The 16,873-nt window shown below is 50.6% G+C and carries 14 protein-coding genes and 1 rRNA gene (1 of these 15 cut by a window edge); 4 read left to right on the plus strand and 11 right to left on the minus strand.

Annotation, left to right across the window (positions count from 1 at the left end; all coding sequences use genetic code 11):
- Positions 1–27 precede the first annotated feature (27 nt).
- Together FO446_RS22305 and FO446_RS22310 are read right to left on the minus strand one after the other, a co-directional pair.
- Entirely contained in the window at positions 28–1,053 is a 1,026-nt protein-coding gene (locus FO446_RS22305) for a 4-hydroxyproline epimerase (protein WP_173612050.1), read from the minus strand.
- Entirely contained in the window at positions 1,050–2,243 is a 1,194-nt protein-coding gene (locus FO446_RS22310; protein ID WP_237899094.1) for an NAD(P)/FAD-dependent oxidoreductase, read from the minus strand. Before FO446_RS22310 ends, FO446_RS22305 begins: the two co-directional genes overlap by 4 nt.
- Before the next feature lie 246 nt (positions 2,244–2,489).
- On the opposite strand from FO446_RS22310, the gene FO446_RS22315 reads away from it, so the two are divergent.
- Entirely contained in the window at positions 2,490–4,145 is a 1,656-nt protein-coding gene (locus FO446_RS22315; RefSeq protein ID WP_370648073.1) for a sigma-54 interaction domain-containing protein, read from the plus strand.
- A 671-nt stretch (positions 4,146–4,816) separates the two neighbouring features.
- On the opposite strand, the gene FO446_RS22320 is transcribed toward FO446_RS22315, so the two are convergent.
- From FO446_RS22320 to FO446_RS22350, 7 genes are all read right to left on the minus strand, one after another.
- Entirely contained in the window at positions 4,817–5,533 is a 717-nt protein-coding gene (locus FO446_RS22320; protein ID WP_173612055.1) for an ABC transporter ATP-binding protein, read from the minus strand.
- Positions 5,530–6,306 (minus strand): ABC transporter ATP-binding protein, encoded by a 777-nt coding sequence (locus tag FO446_RS22325; protein ID WP_237899096.1) that lies wholly within the window; start codon positions 6,304–6,306, stop codon positions 5,530–5,532. Before FO446_RS22325 ends, FO446_RS22320 begins: the two co-directional genes overlap by 4 nt.
- A complete protein-coding gene (locus FO446_RS22330; protein WP_237899097.1) occupies positions 6,269–7,276 on the minus strand; it encodes a branched-chain amino acid ABC transporter permease in 1,008 nt (335 codons plus the stop codon). Before FO446_RS22330 ends, FO446_RS22325 begins: the two co-directional genes overlap by 38 nt.
- Before the next feature lie 3 nt (positions 7,277–7,279).
- Entirely contained in the window at positions 7,280–8,182 is a 903-nt protein-coding gene (locus FO446_RS22335; RefSeq protein WP_237899099.1) for a branched-chain amino acid ABC transporter permease, read from the minus strand.
- 41 nt (positions 8,183–8,223) lie between these two features.
- On the minus strand, positions 8,224–9,366 hold the full coding sequence (locus FO446_RS22340; protein ID WP_237899101.1) for a branched-chain amino acid ABC transporter substrate-binding protein: 1,143 nt from the start codon (positions 9,364–9,366) through the stop codon (positions 8,224–8,226).
- 21 nt (positions 9,367–9,387) lie between these two features.
- Positions 9,388–11,055, minus strand: coding sequence for a peptide ABC transporter substrate-binding protein (locus FO446_RS22345; RefSeq protein WP_237899103.1), 1,668 nt, complete (start codon positions 11,053–11,055; stop codon positions 9,388–9,390).
- A 222-nt stretch (positions 11,056–11,277) separates the two neighbouring features.
- The gene (locus tag FO446_RS22350; RefSeq protein ID WP_237899105.1) at positions 11,278–12,345 is read right to left on the minus strand and encodes a M24 family metallopeptidase; all 1,068 of its coding nucleotides are present in this window, start codon (positions 12,343–12,345) and stop codon (positions 11,278–11,280) included.
- A 147-nt stretch (positions 12,346–12,492) separates the two neighbouring features.
- Between FO446_RS22350 and FO446_RS22355 the strand changes: the two genes are divergently transcribed.
- Genes FO446_RS22355 through FO446_RS22365 form a run of 3 tightly spaced genes read left to right on the plus strand, consistent with a single transcriptional unit; the run spans position 12,493 to position 14,299 of the window.
- A complete protein-coding gene (locus FO446_RS22355; protein WP_173612062.1) occupies positions 12,493–12,765 on the plus strand; it encodes a (2Fe-2S)-binding protein in 273 nt (90 codons plus the stop codon).
- Positions 12,762–13,097 carry a (2Fe-2S)-binding protein gene (locus tag FO446_RS22360; RefSeq protein ID WP_221866722.1) on the plus strand — a complete coding sequence of 112 codons (336 nt, stop codon included), beginning with the start codon at positions 12,762–12,764 and terminating at the stop codon, positions 13,095–13,097. Before FO446_RS22355 ends, FO446_RS22360 begins: the two co-directional genes overlap by 4 nt.
- Positions 13,094–14,299 carry an NAD(P)/FAD-dependent oxidoreductase gene (locus tag FO446_RS22365; RefSeq protein WP_221866723.1) on the plus strand — a complete coding sequence of 402 codons (1,206 nt, stop codon included), beginning with the start codon at positions 13,094–13,096 and terminating at the stop codon, positions 14,297–14,299. The genes FO446_RS22360 and FO446_RS22365 overlap by 4 nt, the downstream gene beginning before the upstream one ends.
- Positions 14,300–14,330: 31 nt before the next feature.
- On the opposite strand, the gene FO446_RS22370 is transcribed toward FO446_RS22365, so the two are convergent.
- Positions 14,331–15,116, minus strand: a complete 786-nt coding sequence (locus FO446_RS22370) for a DUF2161 domain-containing phosphodiesterase (protein ID WP_221866724.1) — start codon at positions 15,114–15,116, stop codon at positions 14,331–14,333.
- Positions 15,117–15,215: 99 nt separating this feature from the next.
- Positions 15,216–16,873 (minus strand): 23S ribosomal RNA (locus tag FO446_RS22375); it runs 1,271 nt beyond the window's last position.

The raw sequence follows: 16,873 nt of genomic DNA on the forward strand, positions 1-16,873 counted from the left end.
ATTCTCCTCTCCCATTTGGGTTTTGTTTTAATGATCAGTGGCGGCTGGGATGAGCAAAAAACCATTCGCCAGCTCGTCTTCCGGATTGTAAAAAATCGTATGTTTGCCCATCAGCCAGGCCGAGCCTGCAATTCGGGTGATGACAGCAGGTAGCCCCCCTTCCTCCGTCACCTGTAGCACTCTTCCTGTAAACAGAGAACCGACGATACTCTCGTGCACAAACGGTTCGTCTATCCCGATCTCCCCTTTGGCAAACAAAGTCGCCAGCTTGGCGGAAGTGCCTGTTCCACATGGCGATCGGTCTATTCCGCCCGGCGGTACGACGACGGTATTTTTCACATCCGCTCCCGGATTGTCTGGAGCCGTATAGAACTCCACATGGGTCAGTCCGCGAATAAACGGCTTCGCTGGATGAACGATCTCCATCGCCTGATTAATCGCTTTTCGAATCGTAACGGCCGTATCGACAATGGTGGATGCATGGGCTGGCGTCAGTTCGAGATGGAGCTTGCGTGCATCGGTGATGGCATAAAAGTTTCCACCGTACGCAATATCGCAGGTCACCGCTCCAATTCCTTCTACTTCAACAGTCACATCTTTTTGATAGAGGAAGGCTGGAATGTTCACAAATGATACTTCCTTTGCTTTCCCTCCCTCTACCCGTATATCTACCTCGACCAATCCTGCTGGGGTATCGAGCGTTAGCCTTGTCAGCGGCTCCGTCACGGGGATCATGCCTGTCTCTACCAGAGCGGTACATAGACCGATCGTATCGTGGCCACACATCGGCAAGTATCCGCCTGTCTCGATATAGATCACTCCTACATCCGCATCTGGATGGCATGGATCAACGATCAAGGCCCCGGACATCACATCATGCCCGCGCGGCTCATACATCAAAAACGTGCGAATCCAGTCGTACTCGTCCTTCATCTGGAGCATTTTTTCTCCCATCGTGGTTCCGGTAAGCTTTGGCAGACCACTGATTACCGTGCGGGTAGGGTTTCCCCCGGTATGTGTGTCAATGGTGGTAAACACCCTCGTTGCTTTCATGGATGCAACACTCCTTTTTTCGTAAACCGGTCCAAGCGCAGCGGCTCTGTCGGAATGATTGTGTCTGTCTGATCGATCAGCATCTCGGACACCAGCTTGCCTGTGACGGCAGCCAGACTGATTCCATCTCCTTCATGACCAGCCGCGATAAAGTAACCGGGTACTTCCTCTACGCGAGAAATAATTGGCAAGTGATCCTCTGTCCACGGGCGCAAACCGCAATAGGTGCGGATGATGGCGAAGTCTGCGATCTTCGGGTAAAAGCGCAGTGCTCTTCTCGCCATGCATCTGATTACATTCAGATCAATCCGCGTGTCGAAGCCCACAAACTGACGACTGGAGCCAATCAAGAAGTTCTGGCTTTCTGTCGGTTCAAAAACGAGCGCGACTCCGTACTTCTCTGTCTCCTCGTCTACTTGTCGCACGCCGCCAAACTTCGAGATGAGATAGCCGAACTCCATCACCTTTCGTACGCCGACAGGCATCTGTCTCGAGGCGACGATCAAATGCCCTTTGCGCGGAACAATCGGAATGTCAACCCCGACCATTTGGCCAATGACTGGCGCCCACACCCCCGCTGCGTTGACGACCTGCTTGGCTGTCATGCTGCCTGTACCAAGCCCGATGTGAAACGTTCCCGTCGCCTGATCACGTCTGAGCGACTTAACCTCTGTACGCCGCATAATCCTCGCTCCATGCTTTTTCGCTTCTTCAAACAGGGCAAAGGTCAGCATGTACGGATTGACGGTGGAATCGGTGGCGCACTCCAAGCCTCCCAGCAAGTCGTCTGCAAAGTAAGGCGACTCCTGCCGAATATCCGCCCTATCCAGCATCCGAAACGGCAATCCTGCTTCTTTTTGCCGTCGCACCCATTCATGAGCGGCTTCCATCTCAGCCTCAGATTCGCAGACGAGAATGCTCCCCGGTGCCCGATATTCAAACGTATGGCCCAGCTCCCGGCTTAGCTGATCAACGAGCATCTGGCTTTTCAGGGACATCTGACTGTCAAAGCCGGGGTCCTTGTCGATCGCCAAAATATTTCCGTCACAGCGCGAGGACGTCCCCGATGCCAGCTCGCTTTTTTCCAGGACAACGACATCCAATCCAGCCTTCGCAGCGTAATACGCAATCGCCGCGCCGATGATGCCACCGCCGATTACCGCAATCTGCGCATGGGTTTGTACTGTCATGCTGATTCTCCTCAAATGCGTATTCTGCTACTCTCTTACTTCTTTTTTGTTTTTGCAAAAGCCATGCCAATCGTTCCAAGCGAGATTCTCAAAACATTTCGTCTAAATTCTTTGACAACGAAAAGAGCGAATGTATAATAAATGAGAAAATGTTCAAAATTTTATACACTTGAACGACCTCTTTTAAAAGGGATGATCACGTTGAATCACAAACTTCCTGCCTTAACCGAGTTGATACAGACAAACATGCGGATTTTCAACGATCAAGAGCTTCTCCCTCCTCAGTTGGACGAAACCATTCCTGTATTTGCCCAGCGTCAAACCAACTGGTATGTCGCCGATTCCTCTCATTTCACCGCCCATTTGACGATCGATTGCACACAAGCCCCTTGGGAACCAACTGCTGTGACGATACTGGATTCAACATTAGCCGATGCCATCCGTCTGCTAGCTACTCACAACTACCTCCTGATCGAAAAACAGCCTGGAGTCCCTGTCGGCTACCTTCATCGAGGTGCAGTCATGCAAGCCATTTTTTCCTCGTACGAGATCTTGGAAGCGTATTTCGAGACGATGATCAAAACCATGGATGCCTCCATATCGGTCATCGATGAAAAAGCGCGTGTGATGGTTTGGACAGAAGGCGCTGAACGAATCTTTTCCTTGAAAGCAAAAGAAACGATTGGTCGCCCGATCACCGAATTTTTCCCGCTCGAAATGCTCGAAACACTCAAATCTCTGCAAAGCGGACAGTCTCTCTACCGTCATCAGCATCAGCCACGTGAGGATCTCGTCGTGCTCATCAATACCAATCCGATCTATTTGCATGACAAAATCATCGGTGCTGTTGCGGCGGAAACCGACATCACGAGCCAAGTCCGACTGAACCAGGAGCTGTTGAACGCCAATAAAAAAGTGAATCACTTGCAGCAAGAAATGGCGAAGCTCAGTCCGACGCCCGATCCATTTGCACAGATCAAGGGAACGAGCCTCCCCATTCGCCATATCAAGTCCATGATCCAAAAGCTCAGTGCTACACAAGCAACCGTCTTGATCACAGGGGAAAGCGGCGTCGGCAAGGAGCTTTTCGCCAAAGCCGTGCATGATGTGCGGGAAGGCTCCAATGCGCCCTTTATCGCCATCAACTGCGGCGCAATTTCGCCTACTTTGTTTGAAAGCGAGCTGTTCGGATACGAGAAAGGTGCCTTTTCTGGTGCGGATCAAAAAGGAAAAAAGGGAATGATTGAGCTGGCACGTGGAGGAACGCTGTTTCTCGACGAGGTAGGAGAAATGCCGCTCGATATGCAAGTGAAGCTGCTTCGCGTGCTTCAAGAGAAAAAGTATTATTCGGTCGGAGGGACCAAGCAGATTGAGGCGGATTTCCGCGTGGTTGCCGCCACGAATAAAAATTTGGAGGAGGTAGTGAAGGAAGGGAAGTTTCGCCAAGACTTGTTCTATCGGCTCAATGTCGTGACGCTAAAAATTCCTCCACTTCGAGAACGCATTGAAGATACGATTGAGCTCGCCCACTTTTTTCTCTATGAATTCTCTTTACGTTACAACCGACCCATTCATGCCATCTCGCAAAATGTGATGCAAAACTTGCTTCAATACGACTGGCCAGGCAACATTCGCGAGCTGCGAAATGCCATTGAACGATTGGTAGTATTTGCGACAGACGGCATTATCAAAGAAGAAGATTTGCCGTATTCCTTGCAAGGTCAGACGAAACAGGTACCGATTGAGCTCCCGCCTGATCTCTTTTCCTTGCAAGAGGAAATCGAGGCACACGAGCGCCGTGTCATATTGCGCGCCATCGAGCTGGAAAACGGCAACAAGCAAGCCGCTGCGAAAAGACTTGGCATATCGCGAGCCACTCTGTATAACAAATTGGGGAAGTAAAAAAACGTTGTCCTTTAGCGGTTGTGCATGGGGAAGCCCTGCCACATGTTTTCCAGTCGCCTGTATCCTCTCTTCGTTCGGGCGGTCTCCTTCCAAACATGTAACAGGGCTTTCGAGCTGTTAGGTATTCTTCCAACTTTCAAACCGTTTTTGCGGCTCGTCAAGGTGGCTTTTCTGTACTAGCTGATCATCTTGAGTAATCGAAACATGATCGTGTAGCATTTTTGCTTCATTTTGAAGACTCAATGATCGCGAGTTGTTCATCTTCCTTCTTGGATCGACTTGCAATCATGTTTTACAAAAGCCGCGTAAGAAGAAGCGGATTTCCAGTCCAAGCGCCTCTGGAGCCCGCCCCAGCTCCGGAATGAATGGCGGGGAATTTCAGCTTCACTTATGGAATACCTCTTCGAAACTTCTACGTTTGAAGCGCTCCCGCCATTCATTCCGGAGCGGACAGTATCCACCCCTTGCGGGGCGTAGGCCGAAGCGTAGACTGGAAATACGCTTCTTCCCTCCACTACAGCCGCTTTTTACACAAAAACACACGCCAACGCAAACAAAAATCTGGAAACCTTCGCCCCTCTTTAGGCGGCAACACCTCAGACAAAATACGGATCAATTCCATGGTTGATTCCTCCTTTGTCGTCGGGCATGTAAGCAGTGCACGAGGCCTACGCACCCAAATACGCCTTGACGATCGAATCGTCTGCCCTGAGAACGTCTGCCTTATTTTCCATGACGATTCGCCCTGTCTCCATTACATAGCCGCGATGAGCAAGCTTCAACGCTGCCTTGGCATTTTGTTCGATCAAAAGGATCGTCGTGCCTTGCCTGTTTATTTCCCTGATGATATTCATGATCTCAACCACAATAATCGGGGCGAGTCCCATCGACGGCTCATCTAGCATCAAGAGCTTTGGACGTGCCATAAGACCGCGACAGATTGCGAGCATTTGCTGCTCGCCTCCGCTCAGCGTTCCTCCCATTTGTTCACTCCGCTCCTTCAATCGGGGGAACAGCGTGAAAGCCTGCTCAATCCCCTCTGCCATAACTGCCTTCTCTTTTCTCTGTGTAAAACCGCCTAGCTCCAAATTTTCACGCACGGTCAAACCAGAAAAAATCCGCCTGCCTTCTGGTACATGGATGATGCCTGCCTCGACAATTTGGTGAGGGGCCCAACCCACGAGACTCTGTCCATGAAGCAAGACGTCTCCACGGCTTGGTCGAACGATTCCGGAAATCGTTTTGAGTGTTGTGCTCTTGCCCGCACCATTGCTGCCTAGCAGTGCGACAATCTCTCCTTCATGCACGTGCAGGTCGATGCCTTTAAGCGCTTCAATTTTACCGTAAAACGAATGAATTCCGCTGATTGTCAAAAGTGGTGTCATATCGCCTCGTCCTCCTTGCCCAGGTAGGCTTCTACGACACGCGGATTGCTGAGCACATCCTCGGGAGTTCCCTCTGCGATCTTCTGTCCGTAGTCGAGGACGATTACTTTTTCCGAGATTTTTTTGATCAACCCCATATCGTGCTCGATGATCAGCACTGTCAACTCGTAATGGGTGCGGATTCGCTTGATCAAAGCAATCAGGTCTTCCTTCTCCTCATAATTCAGCCCCGCAGCAGGCTCATCAAGCAGCAACACCCGCGGCTTGGTAGCTAAGGCCCGCGCGATCTCCAAATAACGCTGGGCGCCGTACGGCAAGTTTTTCGCAATGCGCCAGCAACTGTCTTCCATCCCCACGAAACGAAGGCAGTCCCTTGCCGTATCCTCGATCAACTGTTCCTCTCGGTGCTGTTCCCTAGTCTGCCATAGTGCTCCCCAGACGGTTTGGCTCGTGCGGCTGTGCATGCCTGATTTGACATTATCCAAGACCGTCAAATTCGGAAACAGCCGCAAGTTTTGAAACGTTCGCGCCATACCGAGCAGTGTGATTTGGCTTGGCTTTTTTCCCACGAGCTGGTTGCCTTCAAGAATGATCTGCCCCGCTGTCGGACGGTAAAATCCGGTGATCATGTTGAAGACGGATGTTTTCCCCGCTCCATTCGGGCCAATGAGACTGCTGATCGAGCCTGGGCTGATAGCAAAAGACAGATCGTTTACCGCAGTCAGACCGCCGAATTTAAGCGTTACATTTTTCACTGTCAAGCTTGACGTCATTACTGCTGCCCCCTTCCGTAGCCTCCTCGGTCTCGCCACGTCTAGCTCCTTGTTTCATCTCATAGCGTGCTGGCCACAGTCCTTGTGGGCGAAACAGCATCATGGCGACCAGCGCTGCACCGAAGATCAAATACCGCCAATCTTCCACGGAACGCAGCAGCTCCGGCAAGGCAATGACCAGCACGGCGCCCAAGACGACACCGGGAATGCTGCCCAAGCCCCCCAGTACCACTGCCAAAAGAATCATGATGGACTGGGTAAAGCTAAAGCTGAGCGGCGCAATCGCACTCATTTTGACAGCAAAAACAGAACCAGCCAGACTCCCGATGACAGCTCCGATCGAATACGCCAACAGCTTCATATTAATCCGGTTAATGCCCATCGCCTCCGCAGCATCCTCGTCCTCACGAATATACATCCACGCCCTGCCGATGCGGGATGTGCCCAACCGTTTGACAGCCACCACCACCAAAACAGCAATGATCAAGATCAAATAGTAAAAATCGGTCTGGCCGCCAAGCACATAACTCCCAATAGAAGGGCGCGGGATTCCGTAAATACCTGAAGCTGATCCGGTAATAGTAAGATTGATCGCTAAAATACGAATAATTTCCCCAAAACCGAGGGTGACGATTGCCAGGTAGTCACTGCGCAACCGAAGTGTCGGCGCTCCGATGATCACACCCACAATAGCCGCAAATGCCATGGACACAGGCAAGGTAAGCCAAAACGACCATTGATATACCGTCATCAGAATGCCTGTCGTATAAGCACCTACGGCAAAAAAGGCGGCGTAGCCCAAGTCGAGTAATCCGGCAAAACCGACTACCACATTTAGCCCCTGCGCCAAGACAACGTAGAAAAAGGCAAGTGTCGCAACATCCAGCCAGTAGTTATTGGACAGAAAAGGGAGTACACACGCGACGGCGAGCAACAGGACAACAGCGATTTTTTTTCGAGATGGATTCATCCGCTACATCCTCTCTGTCACTTTCTCACCCATGATGCCCGTTGGCTTCAATACGAGAATCAAAATCAACAGGGAAAAGGCCACGACGTCCTTCCATGAACCGCCGAACATAAATGTTCCGGCTGTCTCCATCATCCCAAGCAACAGCCCGCCCAGCATCGCTCCCGGAATGCTGCCAATCCCGCCCAAAACCGCTGCGGTAAACGCCTTGAGCCCAATGATAAAGCCCATCATGAAATTGACGGTTCCGTAATAAGCACCTGCCATCGTGCCCGCCCCTGCTGCCAACGAAGCACCGATGAAAAAGGTCAAGCCAATGACTTTATGCACATGGATGCCCATTAATTGACAAGCCGTCTGATCGAGCGCAATCGCCCGCATAGCCTTGCCATACAGCGAGCGATTGATGAATAAATGCAAGCCCAGCATCAAAAGTGCCGAGATGATGACAAGTCCGATTTGGACATACGTGATTTTGGCCCCTAGTAGACTAATGCCGTCGTGAGAAAGCTGCAAAGGATACACTTGATACTGCGCCCCCCAAACAATCATCGAGCCATTTTCCAAAAAGAGAGAAACACCAATTGCCGTAATCAGGATAGAGAGTCGTGGAGCCAACAAGAGCGGCCGATATGCCACCTTCTCGATCCCCATCCCGATGACGCCGACAATCACCATCGTCAGCAATAAGACAATCAATATTCCCATCAAACCTGCTCCAGGTGAATCTCCGCCAAGCACGCTGAGCAAGGTATAGCCGACAAATGCACCGAGCATGTAGAGATCGCCATGCGCGAAGTTGAGCAGCTTGATAATGCCAAAAACCATCGTATAGCCCAAAGCGATCAAACTGTAAAAGGCACCAATAACCAGTCCGTCCGCCAGTGTTTGGACGAGAATATCCATTCCTCCACCATCCTTACTTGAGGTAATGATTGACATATACCCTACTTCGCTAACGTGAACTTGCCACCCGTCACTTTCAAAACGGCGAAGTTGGAGGTATCCAGCGTATTTTGCGCATTGAACGAGATCGTTTGTCCGAGTGCCTTGAAATCTTTTGTTTCTTTGATTGCCTTTTTGATGGCGTCACGGTCAGTCGATTTCGCCCGTCCGATCGCATCTGCCAGCAGATTGACCGCATTGTAGCTCAACGCTGAGAAAGGACCCGGTGCCAAGTTATACGCCTGCTTGTAGGCAGAAGTGAATACCTCTGCCCCCTCGATGAATTCCGCTGTAGGGGTCGCGGTAATCAAAAGACCTTCCGCATTGTCTGCGCCTGCAATCTTGATGACATCCTCACTGAATGAGCCATCGCCTGCGAGGAACAGACCCGATACACCTTTTTGTTTAAATTGCTTAACCATCAGTCCACCAGCCGCATAATAGCCAGTAAAATACGTCGCGTCCGGCTGGAGACCTTTGATTTTTGTGACCAGCGCGCTGAAATCTTTTTCTTCGGGGTTGATCGCTTCGTACGCGATGACTGTGCCGCCGGATTTTTCAACGGATGCTTTGGCAAAATCGGCCAAATCTTTGGCGTAGGCAGAATTATCATGGATGAGTACGACTTTTTTCGCTTGGTTCGCTGCCATGTAATCTGCTGCGGTTTGAGCTTGATCTGGGGTTAGGCCATTAATCAAAAAGAGGGTGTCATAACCTTGCGCGGGCAATTTGGCTGAGTTGGCTGCGGGAACGATCATGGGAATGTTGGCATTTTTGAATACACCCGATGAAGGTAGTGTCGCACCTGAGCAGTAACCACCGATGACAGCCACTACGTTTTGGGAGACCAGCTTATTGGCTGCCGTCGCCGCCATTTGTGGATCGCAGCCATCATCAGCTACTTCGATCTTCAATTTTTTTCCAAGAACTCCACCGCTGTCGTTTATTTTTTTAACAGCCATTTCAATGGCGTTTTGCATGTCTTTTCCATCCGTTGCATTGTTACCAGTTACTGGTAAAACTACACCAACGAGTATTTCGCTAGCATCTGCGCCTCCAGTAGAAGCTCCTTGATTGGCACATCCCGCTACAGCAAGTGAAAGAGTCAACATCGCCGCGACCATCACACTTCCCCATTTTTTCATAGCCCATCCCCCATTCGAATATTATTCGATTGATGCCCATTTCCAGTCGATTGCGCCTAGACCATCCTGGAAGATTCCTTTTACCTTGTCATTCTTCACCCATGTATGCGTGTAGAAGTAGATCGGCATAATCGGCATTTCGTCCATCATGATTTGCTCGGCTTCACGCAAAATCGCCTTGCGTTTTTCTGGATCACTCTCGGTGGCGGACTGATTCAGCAGCTCTTTGAATCTCGGATTTTCCCAACGCGTATCATTGTTTCCTCCGTCCTTTTCCTTGAACAGCTCCAGGAAGTTGATCGGATCGTTGAAGTCACCCGACCAGCCGAGACGCCCGACCTGATAGTTACCCTCGTGCATGGTCTCGAGGTACACCTTCCATTCCTGATTTTCCAGCTTCACATCTGCACCAAGGTTTTGTCGCCATTGGTCCTGAATCGCTTCTGCGATCTTTTTATGTCCTTCCGATGTGTTGTAGCTAAGCTTGATCGGCGGCAGTTTAGAGATGCCCAGCTCTTTCATTCCTTCTTCTAACAGCTTTTTGGCCGTATCTTGATCATTGTCTTTGAAATAACCGCCCGTATTGAGTCCCATTGTCGGAGGAACTGCTGCCATCGCTGGCTGCTGATTCGCTTGGAGTACGTTGTCAATCAAGATTTGACGGTTAATGGCGTAGGCAAAAGCTTTACGAATCTTCACGTTATTGAACGGAGGTTTCTCTGTATTGAACTTGTACCAGTAGGTAGCACCGACAGGCTTCACTTGCAGCTTTCCGCTATCTTTAAGCGCTGGCATCGCATCTGTTGGCAGCGAGCTTAACGGACTGCCTGCCCAGTCAATCTCGCCGTTTTCGAACATGGACAGCTCTGTATTTTCATCCTCCACCATCGAGAACTCAATCTTGTCCAGCTTGACACTCTCTTTGTCCCAGTAGTTGTCGTTTTTCACGAGTATCATTTTGCTTTTGTGTTCCCAAGACTCCATCTTAAATGGACCATTCCCTACGTGTGTTTTGGCTTCTCCAGCCCATTTTTCATTGGCCTCGACTACTTTTTTATTTACCGGGAAATAAGTTTGGAAGGCGGTTAGCTCCAGAAAAAAGGGGGTTGGATTCGTCAACTCTACTTGAAGGGTCTTGTCATCCAATGCTTTTACGCCGACATCATCCAAGCTGCCGGTCCCTTTGTTCGCCTTCTCCGCATTCTTGATGTAATAGAGTTGATAGGCGTAATTGGACGCTGTCTTCGGATCGAGAGCTCGCTTCCACGCGTATTCGAAATCGTGGGCTGTTACCGATTCTCCGTTGCTCCATTTGGAGTCTCTCAGCTTGAAGGTGTATGTTTTCATGTCACTCGATACTTCAATTTTCTCGGCTACTGCTTCCTCTGGCTTGCCCGAAGGCCCGATGCGTGTCAGCCCATCAAAAACTGCTTTGACGATAGCTGCAGAAGTCGTGTCTTCCGCAAGTCCAGGATCACCTGTAGGAGGTTCGGAGTGAAGATTCCAGCGGAGGACTTGTGCTTTTGCTGATTCTTTCGCCGTGGCGGCAGGTGCTGGCTGCGTGCCCGACTGTCCACTCTGTGCCGCTTGCTCGGCTGGCTTCGCTACAGGCTGTCCGCCTCCACATCCTGCCAACGCTACTCCCATGACTGCTAGACTACTCATTACTGCCAACATGTTTTTTTTCATTTGATCAACCCCCATTGTTCAGTCGTTATGCACTTGTTTTCAGAATTATCAGAATGCAAAAGGTGTGCCAAAAAATGAATGCGGCTGTACCTTCGTTCTAGCCTTGGTTGTTGTAAACTTTTTTGTACACTGTATACCTTGTCGTGTTTCAAATCTTAGACACCGCTGTTAGACAAAAAAAGCCTCAGCCCATTTACTTGGCCAAGACTTTTGTCTCTCGATTTACAAAATGATCAATTCGCGCGGTGAATGTGTCAGCACCTCATTGCCACTCTCTGTGACAATCAGATCGTCTTCGATACGGACCCCACCAAGCTCTGGGATATAAATCCCCGGCTCTACGGTCAAAATCATGCCTTCTCGGAGGACAGTCGTGCAACGTGTGGACATAAATGGCTCCTCATGAATATCGAGACCCACTCCATGCCCCATCCCATGTCCAAATCGCTCGCCATAGCCGTGCTCCGTGATGTAGTCCCGTGCGAAGGCGTCAGCCTCTTTCCCGGTAATGCCAGGACGAATGCCTGCAACAGCCCGATTGCGTGCTTCCAAAACGATCTCGTAGATGGCTTTGAGCTGTTCATCAGGAGTTCCAACAGCAACCGAACGGGTAATATCAGAGCGATACCCTTGATACAATGCACCAAAATCCATCGTGACCATATCGCCCGCTTCAATCGTTTTTTCACTCGCTACGCCATGGGGAAGTGCGGAACGATAGCCAGAAGCAATAATGATGTCAAAAGCAGAGCCCGACGCCCCTTCCTTTCGCATGAACATTTCCAATTCGTTAGACACCGCGAGCTCTGTGATACCAGGACGCAGAAAAGAAGTAATATGGGAGAATGCCGCATCGGCGATTTGCGCAGCCGTTCGAATGATCGCCAGTTCTTCCTTTGTCTTTATCATCCGCAATCCTTCAATGACACCTGACGTCGGAATGAATGCTGTTTGGACCGCCTCACTGTATTTACGATGCAAGGCAAACGAGACATTCTCCTCCTCAAAGCCGAGATGGTTGATCCCCATCGCTTCCGTCTGGCGCGCTACTTCGCTGAAAATGGATTCTTTTGTCGGCAAATAAACGATCTCAAAGCCTGTTGCTTGTGCTTGCGCTTGGGCTGTGTAACGGAAATCTGTGAAGAGCTTGGCTTGGTCCCTTGAAATGAGGACAACTCCGTATGTACCTGTAAAATTTGTGAGGTATCGGCGATTTTGTCCATTGGTGATCAACATCCCGTCAATCCCAAGTGAATCGAATTGCTCACGCAGTCTTGTTACTTTTTCCATCTCTGTCATCCCTCTTTTGTTTGTCATGATTGGGCTAGTTCTTTAAGAATATTCAGCAAGTATTGTGCCAGCCAGGATGATTTCACTCGCTTTCCCATGGCACGACACTTGCATTTTCATCAAGCAAGAATGAAAGGAGGCTTCATCATGGAATCGCATCTATTGATTATCTGCCGTTGTGAAGAAGTAACTCTCGCTGAATTGGAAGAAACCGCCCAAACCTACCAATGTACCGCACGCGAGCTCAAGCTACGGACCAGAGCCGGCATGGGCTGCTGCGGTGGTAGAACCTGCCGTACATTGATCGATCAGGTCATTCAGCAAGTAACTGGCCAAGCGCCTTCTCATACTGTACCTCTTGGGTACCAACCGCCTATCCGTCCTGTCTCATTTCAAACGCTTGGGGGACAACGTACATGAGTCAACGAATTGATCACCATCCGGTTCTCGGTTCACTCGGGGTTAGAAAGCAGCTTCCTTTTTATTATAACGGCTCTGTCTATACGGCTTACGAAGGCGAGACGATTGCGGGAGCCCTATTGGCCGCAGGTGTCCGTACGCTTCGGGTGCATGAGGAAAAAGGAACACCGCGAGGAATTTACTGCAATATCGGTCATTGCTATGAATGTCGCGTCCATGTAGACGGTGTCCCTACCGTGCGTGCTTGTATGACGCTTGTGCAGGAAGGCATGCGAGTGAATGCGGGTTCTGTCCTTCCTACTCCCTTGAAAAAAGGAGGGCATGGTGCATGATCGATCTTCTCATCATCGGGGCTGGACCCGCGGGCTTATCCGCAGCAATTGCAAGTGCCAAGCAGGGATTGGCTGTTCGTGTAGTTGATGAGTTTTATCGTCCTGGGGGTCGCTTGCTTGGACAGCTTCACGAAGAACCAAACGGTGTGTGGTGGAATGGGCTGGATGAGGCAGCCCGGCTCACGGAAGAAGCGATTGGGCTTGGCGTAGAGATCCGTTGCGGCGTTTCCGTCTTCCATTTGACCCAATCTCAAAATGGCTGGATTGTTTCTACCACAGTGGGGGAAATGATAGCCCCGTTGCTCCTGATCGCTACGGGGGCTTCTGAAGCTGCTGTACCCGTGCCAGGGTGGACGTTACCTGGCGTGATGTCCATCGGAGCTGCTCAAGTCATGACGAACGTGCAGCGCGTGCGAGTAGGACAACGCGGAGTCGTCATTGGTATCAATATCTTATCGGTGGCGATATCCCGCGAATTGCAGTTGGCTGGAATTACGGTGGATCGAATGATTCTCCCACCTCGTACGACTGTCAGTGGCACTGCGGGGCAACCGCAAGCAGTGATGCAATCTTTATTGCGTGTCGCCCATCTTGCCCCTTCTCTGATGATTCGGCTGGGGAGCAAACTGATGGGAAATTCATGGATGCAAAAGCTGGCAGTGTCCCTCTACCCCTCCAACGGTTTTTCTATGTGGGACATCCCGATTCAACTGCGAACAGCAGTACTGGAAATCGTCGGAACCTTTCATGTTGAGGGTGTCCGTATCGCCCGAGTTGATGCCGATGGTTCACCAATAGCTAGAACCGAACAATTCATTCCGGCTGATTTCGTCTGTATCGCAGGCGGATTAAGTCCACTCGCTGAATTAGCGGCGATTGCCGGGTGCCCTTTTGCCTATGTTCCCTCCTTGGGTGGGCATGTCCCCTTACACAATGAAAGCATGCAAACAGCAGTCCCCGGACTCTATGTTGCTGGCAATATCACGGGAATTGAAAGTGCCAAAGTGGCAATGGCTCAAGGTACAGTCGCGGGACTTTCTATCGCAAAAGCTCGGGGAAAGCTGAAGAATGAACAACCATTATCGGATGCCATTCAACAGGTGAAAATCGTCCGCCAAAACGCAACGATTCAGTTTCATCCAGACATTGTGGCCGGGCGAGCACTGGTAGGGCAAATGACTGCAGAATGGATTGCGCACTAATTCATTCATTTAATAGGGAAAAGGCAGCCTGTTATTCCTTCACGGCAGGCTGCCTTTGTTTTTTTGAATCTACAGGAAACGTACCGTCTCGTTTCTCTGCTTGTTCCCGATAGTAAGTAATGAGCTCAGGGTATTCCGCGATTTCTCTTTCCCCTGTCGGCGTGATCGAATACAGCCCTCGTTGCACACGGGTAAACCACCCATAATGATTTTGGATAAGAATCGACGAGGTTTTCTCCCCTGCCCCTTTACTCTTGAGTAATTTCGGCGATAACGGCCCATATTGCTGAAGCAACGTTGCAATTTGAATGCAGTTCTGCTTGTAGGCCGTCATGAGCTTGGTTTGATAACTGCCGCCAACATTGTAATCGCCGTATCTTCCCCGCATCTCTTCAATGATGCGGCTTCGCTTTTTTTGATTGAATTGCTTGCTTTTTACCCGATCAAACGGTCCAGGTGAAATATTCACTTCCATGACTGCGGGCCCTCTTTTTGGAAAGGACACAAGTATGAGACCGAGCTCGAGACGTCTAACCAAGTAGCATATATCTTGCCATTTTTTCGAAAACAATTTGTATTTGGGCTTCGGGATTGCCATATAAACAAAATCGGTGTAGCGTTGTCGCTTGGTGGCCTGTATGAGCAATTCCACACTTAGGTTGCGCTTAAACTCGACAATAATCAATTCCTCGCCTTTAATTGCAGTTAAATCACAATGCTTGACCTCGCCAAAAACGTCATATCCTTGCGCGACAAAATAATTCCGAATCGGTTCGTACATGTCAGCTTCATATTTTTTCTCTGCTTTTGGTTCCATGTGCTCCCCTTCTCTTATAGGAAAAAGAGCCAATCCAGTGGATTGACTCCTCTCTTCGTTATTCCTTCAAAACTGAATATGCATGATTGCTAAGAATGTGTGGATAAGTCCTCGACCGATTAGTATTCGTCAGCTCCACGCGTTACCGCGCTTCCACACCGAACCTATCAACCTCATCGTCTATGAGGGGTCTTACCAGCTTGCGCTGTGGGAAGTCTCATCTTGGAGGGGGCTTCACGCTTAGATGCTTTCAGCGCTTATCCCGTCCGCACATAGCTACCCAGCTGTGCCACTGGCGTGACAACTGGTGCACCAGCGGTGCGTCCATCCCGGTCCTCTCGTACTAAGGACAGCTCTCCTCAAACTTCCTACGCCCGCGACAGATAGGGACCGAACTGTCTCACGACGTTCTGAACCCAGCTCGCGTACCGCTTTAATGGGCGAACAGCCCAACCCTTGGGACCTACTTCAGCCCCAGGATGCGATGAGCCGACATCGAGGTGCCAAACCTCCCCGTCGATGTGGACTCTTGGGGGAGATAAGCCTGTTATCCCCAGGGTAGCTTTTATCCGTTGAGCGATGGCCCTTCCATGCGGAACCACCGGATCACTAAGCCCGACTTTCGTCCCTGCTCGACTTGTAGGTCTCGCAGTCAAGCTCCCTTCTGCCTTTACACTCTACGAATGATTTCCGACCATTCTGAGGGAACCTTTGGGCGCCTCCGTTACCTTTTAGGAGGCGACCGCCCCAGTCAAACTGCCCACCTGGCATGGTCCTCTCGCCCGATAAGGGCGACGAGTTAGAAACTCCGTACATCAAGGGTGGTATCCCACCGACAGCTCCACAGAGGCTGGCGCCCCTGCTTCTCAGCTTCCCACCTATCCTGTACATGATGCACAAAGTTCCAATACCAGGCTACAGTAAAGCTCCATGGGGTCTTTCCGTCTTGTCGCGGGTAACCTGCATCTTCACAGGTATTATGATTTCACCGGGTCTCTTGCCGAGACAGCGCCCAAGTCGTTACGCCTTTCGTGCGGGTCGGAACTTACCCGACAAGGAATTTCGCTACCTTAGGACCGTTATAGTTACGGCCGCCGTTTACTGGGGCTTCGGTTCAAAGCTTCGCTTGCGCTAACTCATCCCCTTAACCTTCCAGCACCGGGCAGGCGTCAGCCCCTATACTTCGCCTTGCGGCTTCGCAGAGACCTGTGTTTTTGCTAAACAGTCGCTTGGGCCTTTTCACTGCGGCCCCCTCGGGCTATTAACCCTACCGAGGCGCCCCTTCTCCCGAAGTTACGGGGCCATTTTGCCGAGTTCCTTAGCAAGAGTTATCCCGCGCACCTTAGGATTCTCTCCTCGCCTACCTGTGTCGGTTTGCGGTACGGGCACCTTGTTCCTCGCTAGACGCTTTTCTTGGCAGTGTGAAATCAGGGACTTCGGTACTAAAATTTCCCTCGCCATCACAGCTCATGCTTCACGGCGTGCGGATTTGCCTACACACCACACTTACTGCTTGGACGGCCATCCAGTAGGCCGCTCACCCTATCCTCCTGCGTCACGCCATTGCTCAAGCGGAACAGAGGTGGTACAGGAATATCAACCTGTTGTCCATCGCCTACGCCTTTCGGCCTCAGCTTAGGTCCCGACTAACCCTGGGAGGACGAGCCTTCCCCAGGAAACCTTAGGCTTTCGGTGGACAAGATTCTCACTTGTCTTTTCGCTACTTACACCGGCATTCTCACTTCCAAGCGCTCCAC

This window comes from Brevibacillus brevis (genome assembly GCF_022026395.1).
Classification (GTDB): Bacteria; Bacillota; Bacilli; order Brevibacillales; family Brevibacillaceae; genus Brevibacillus.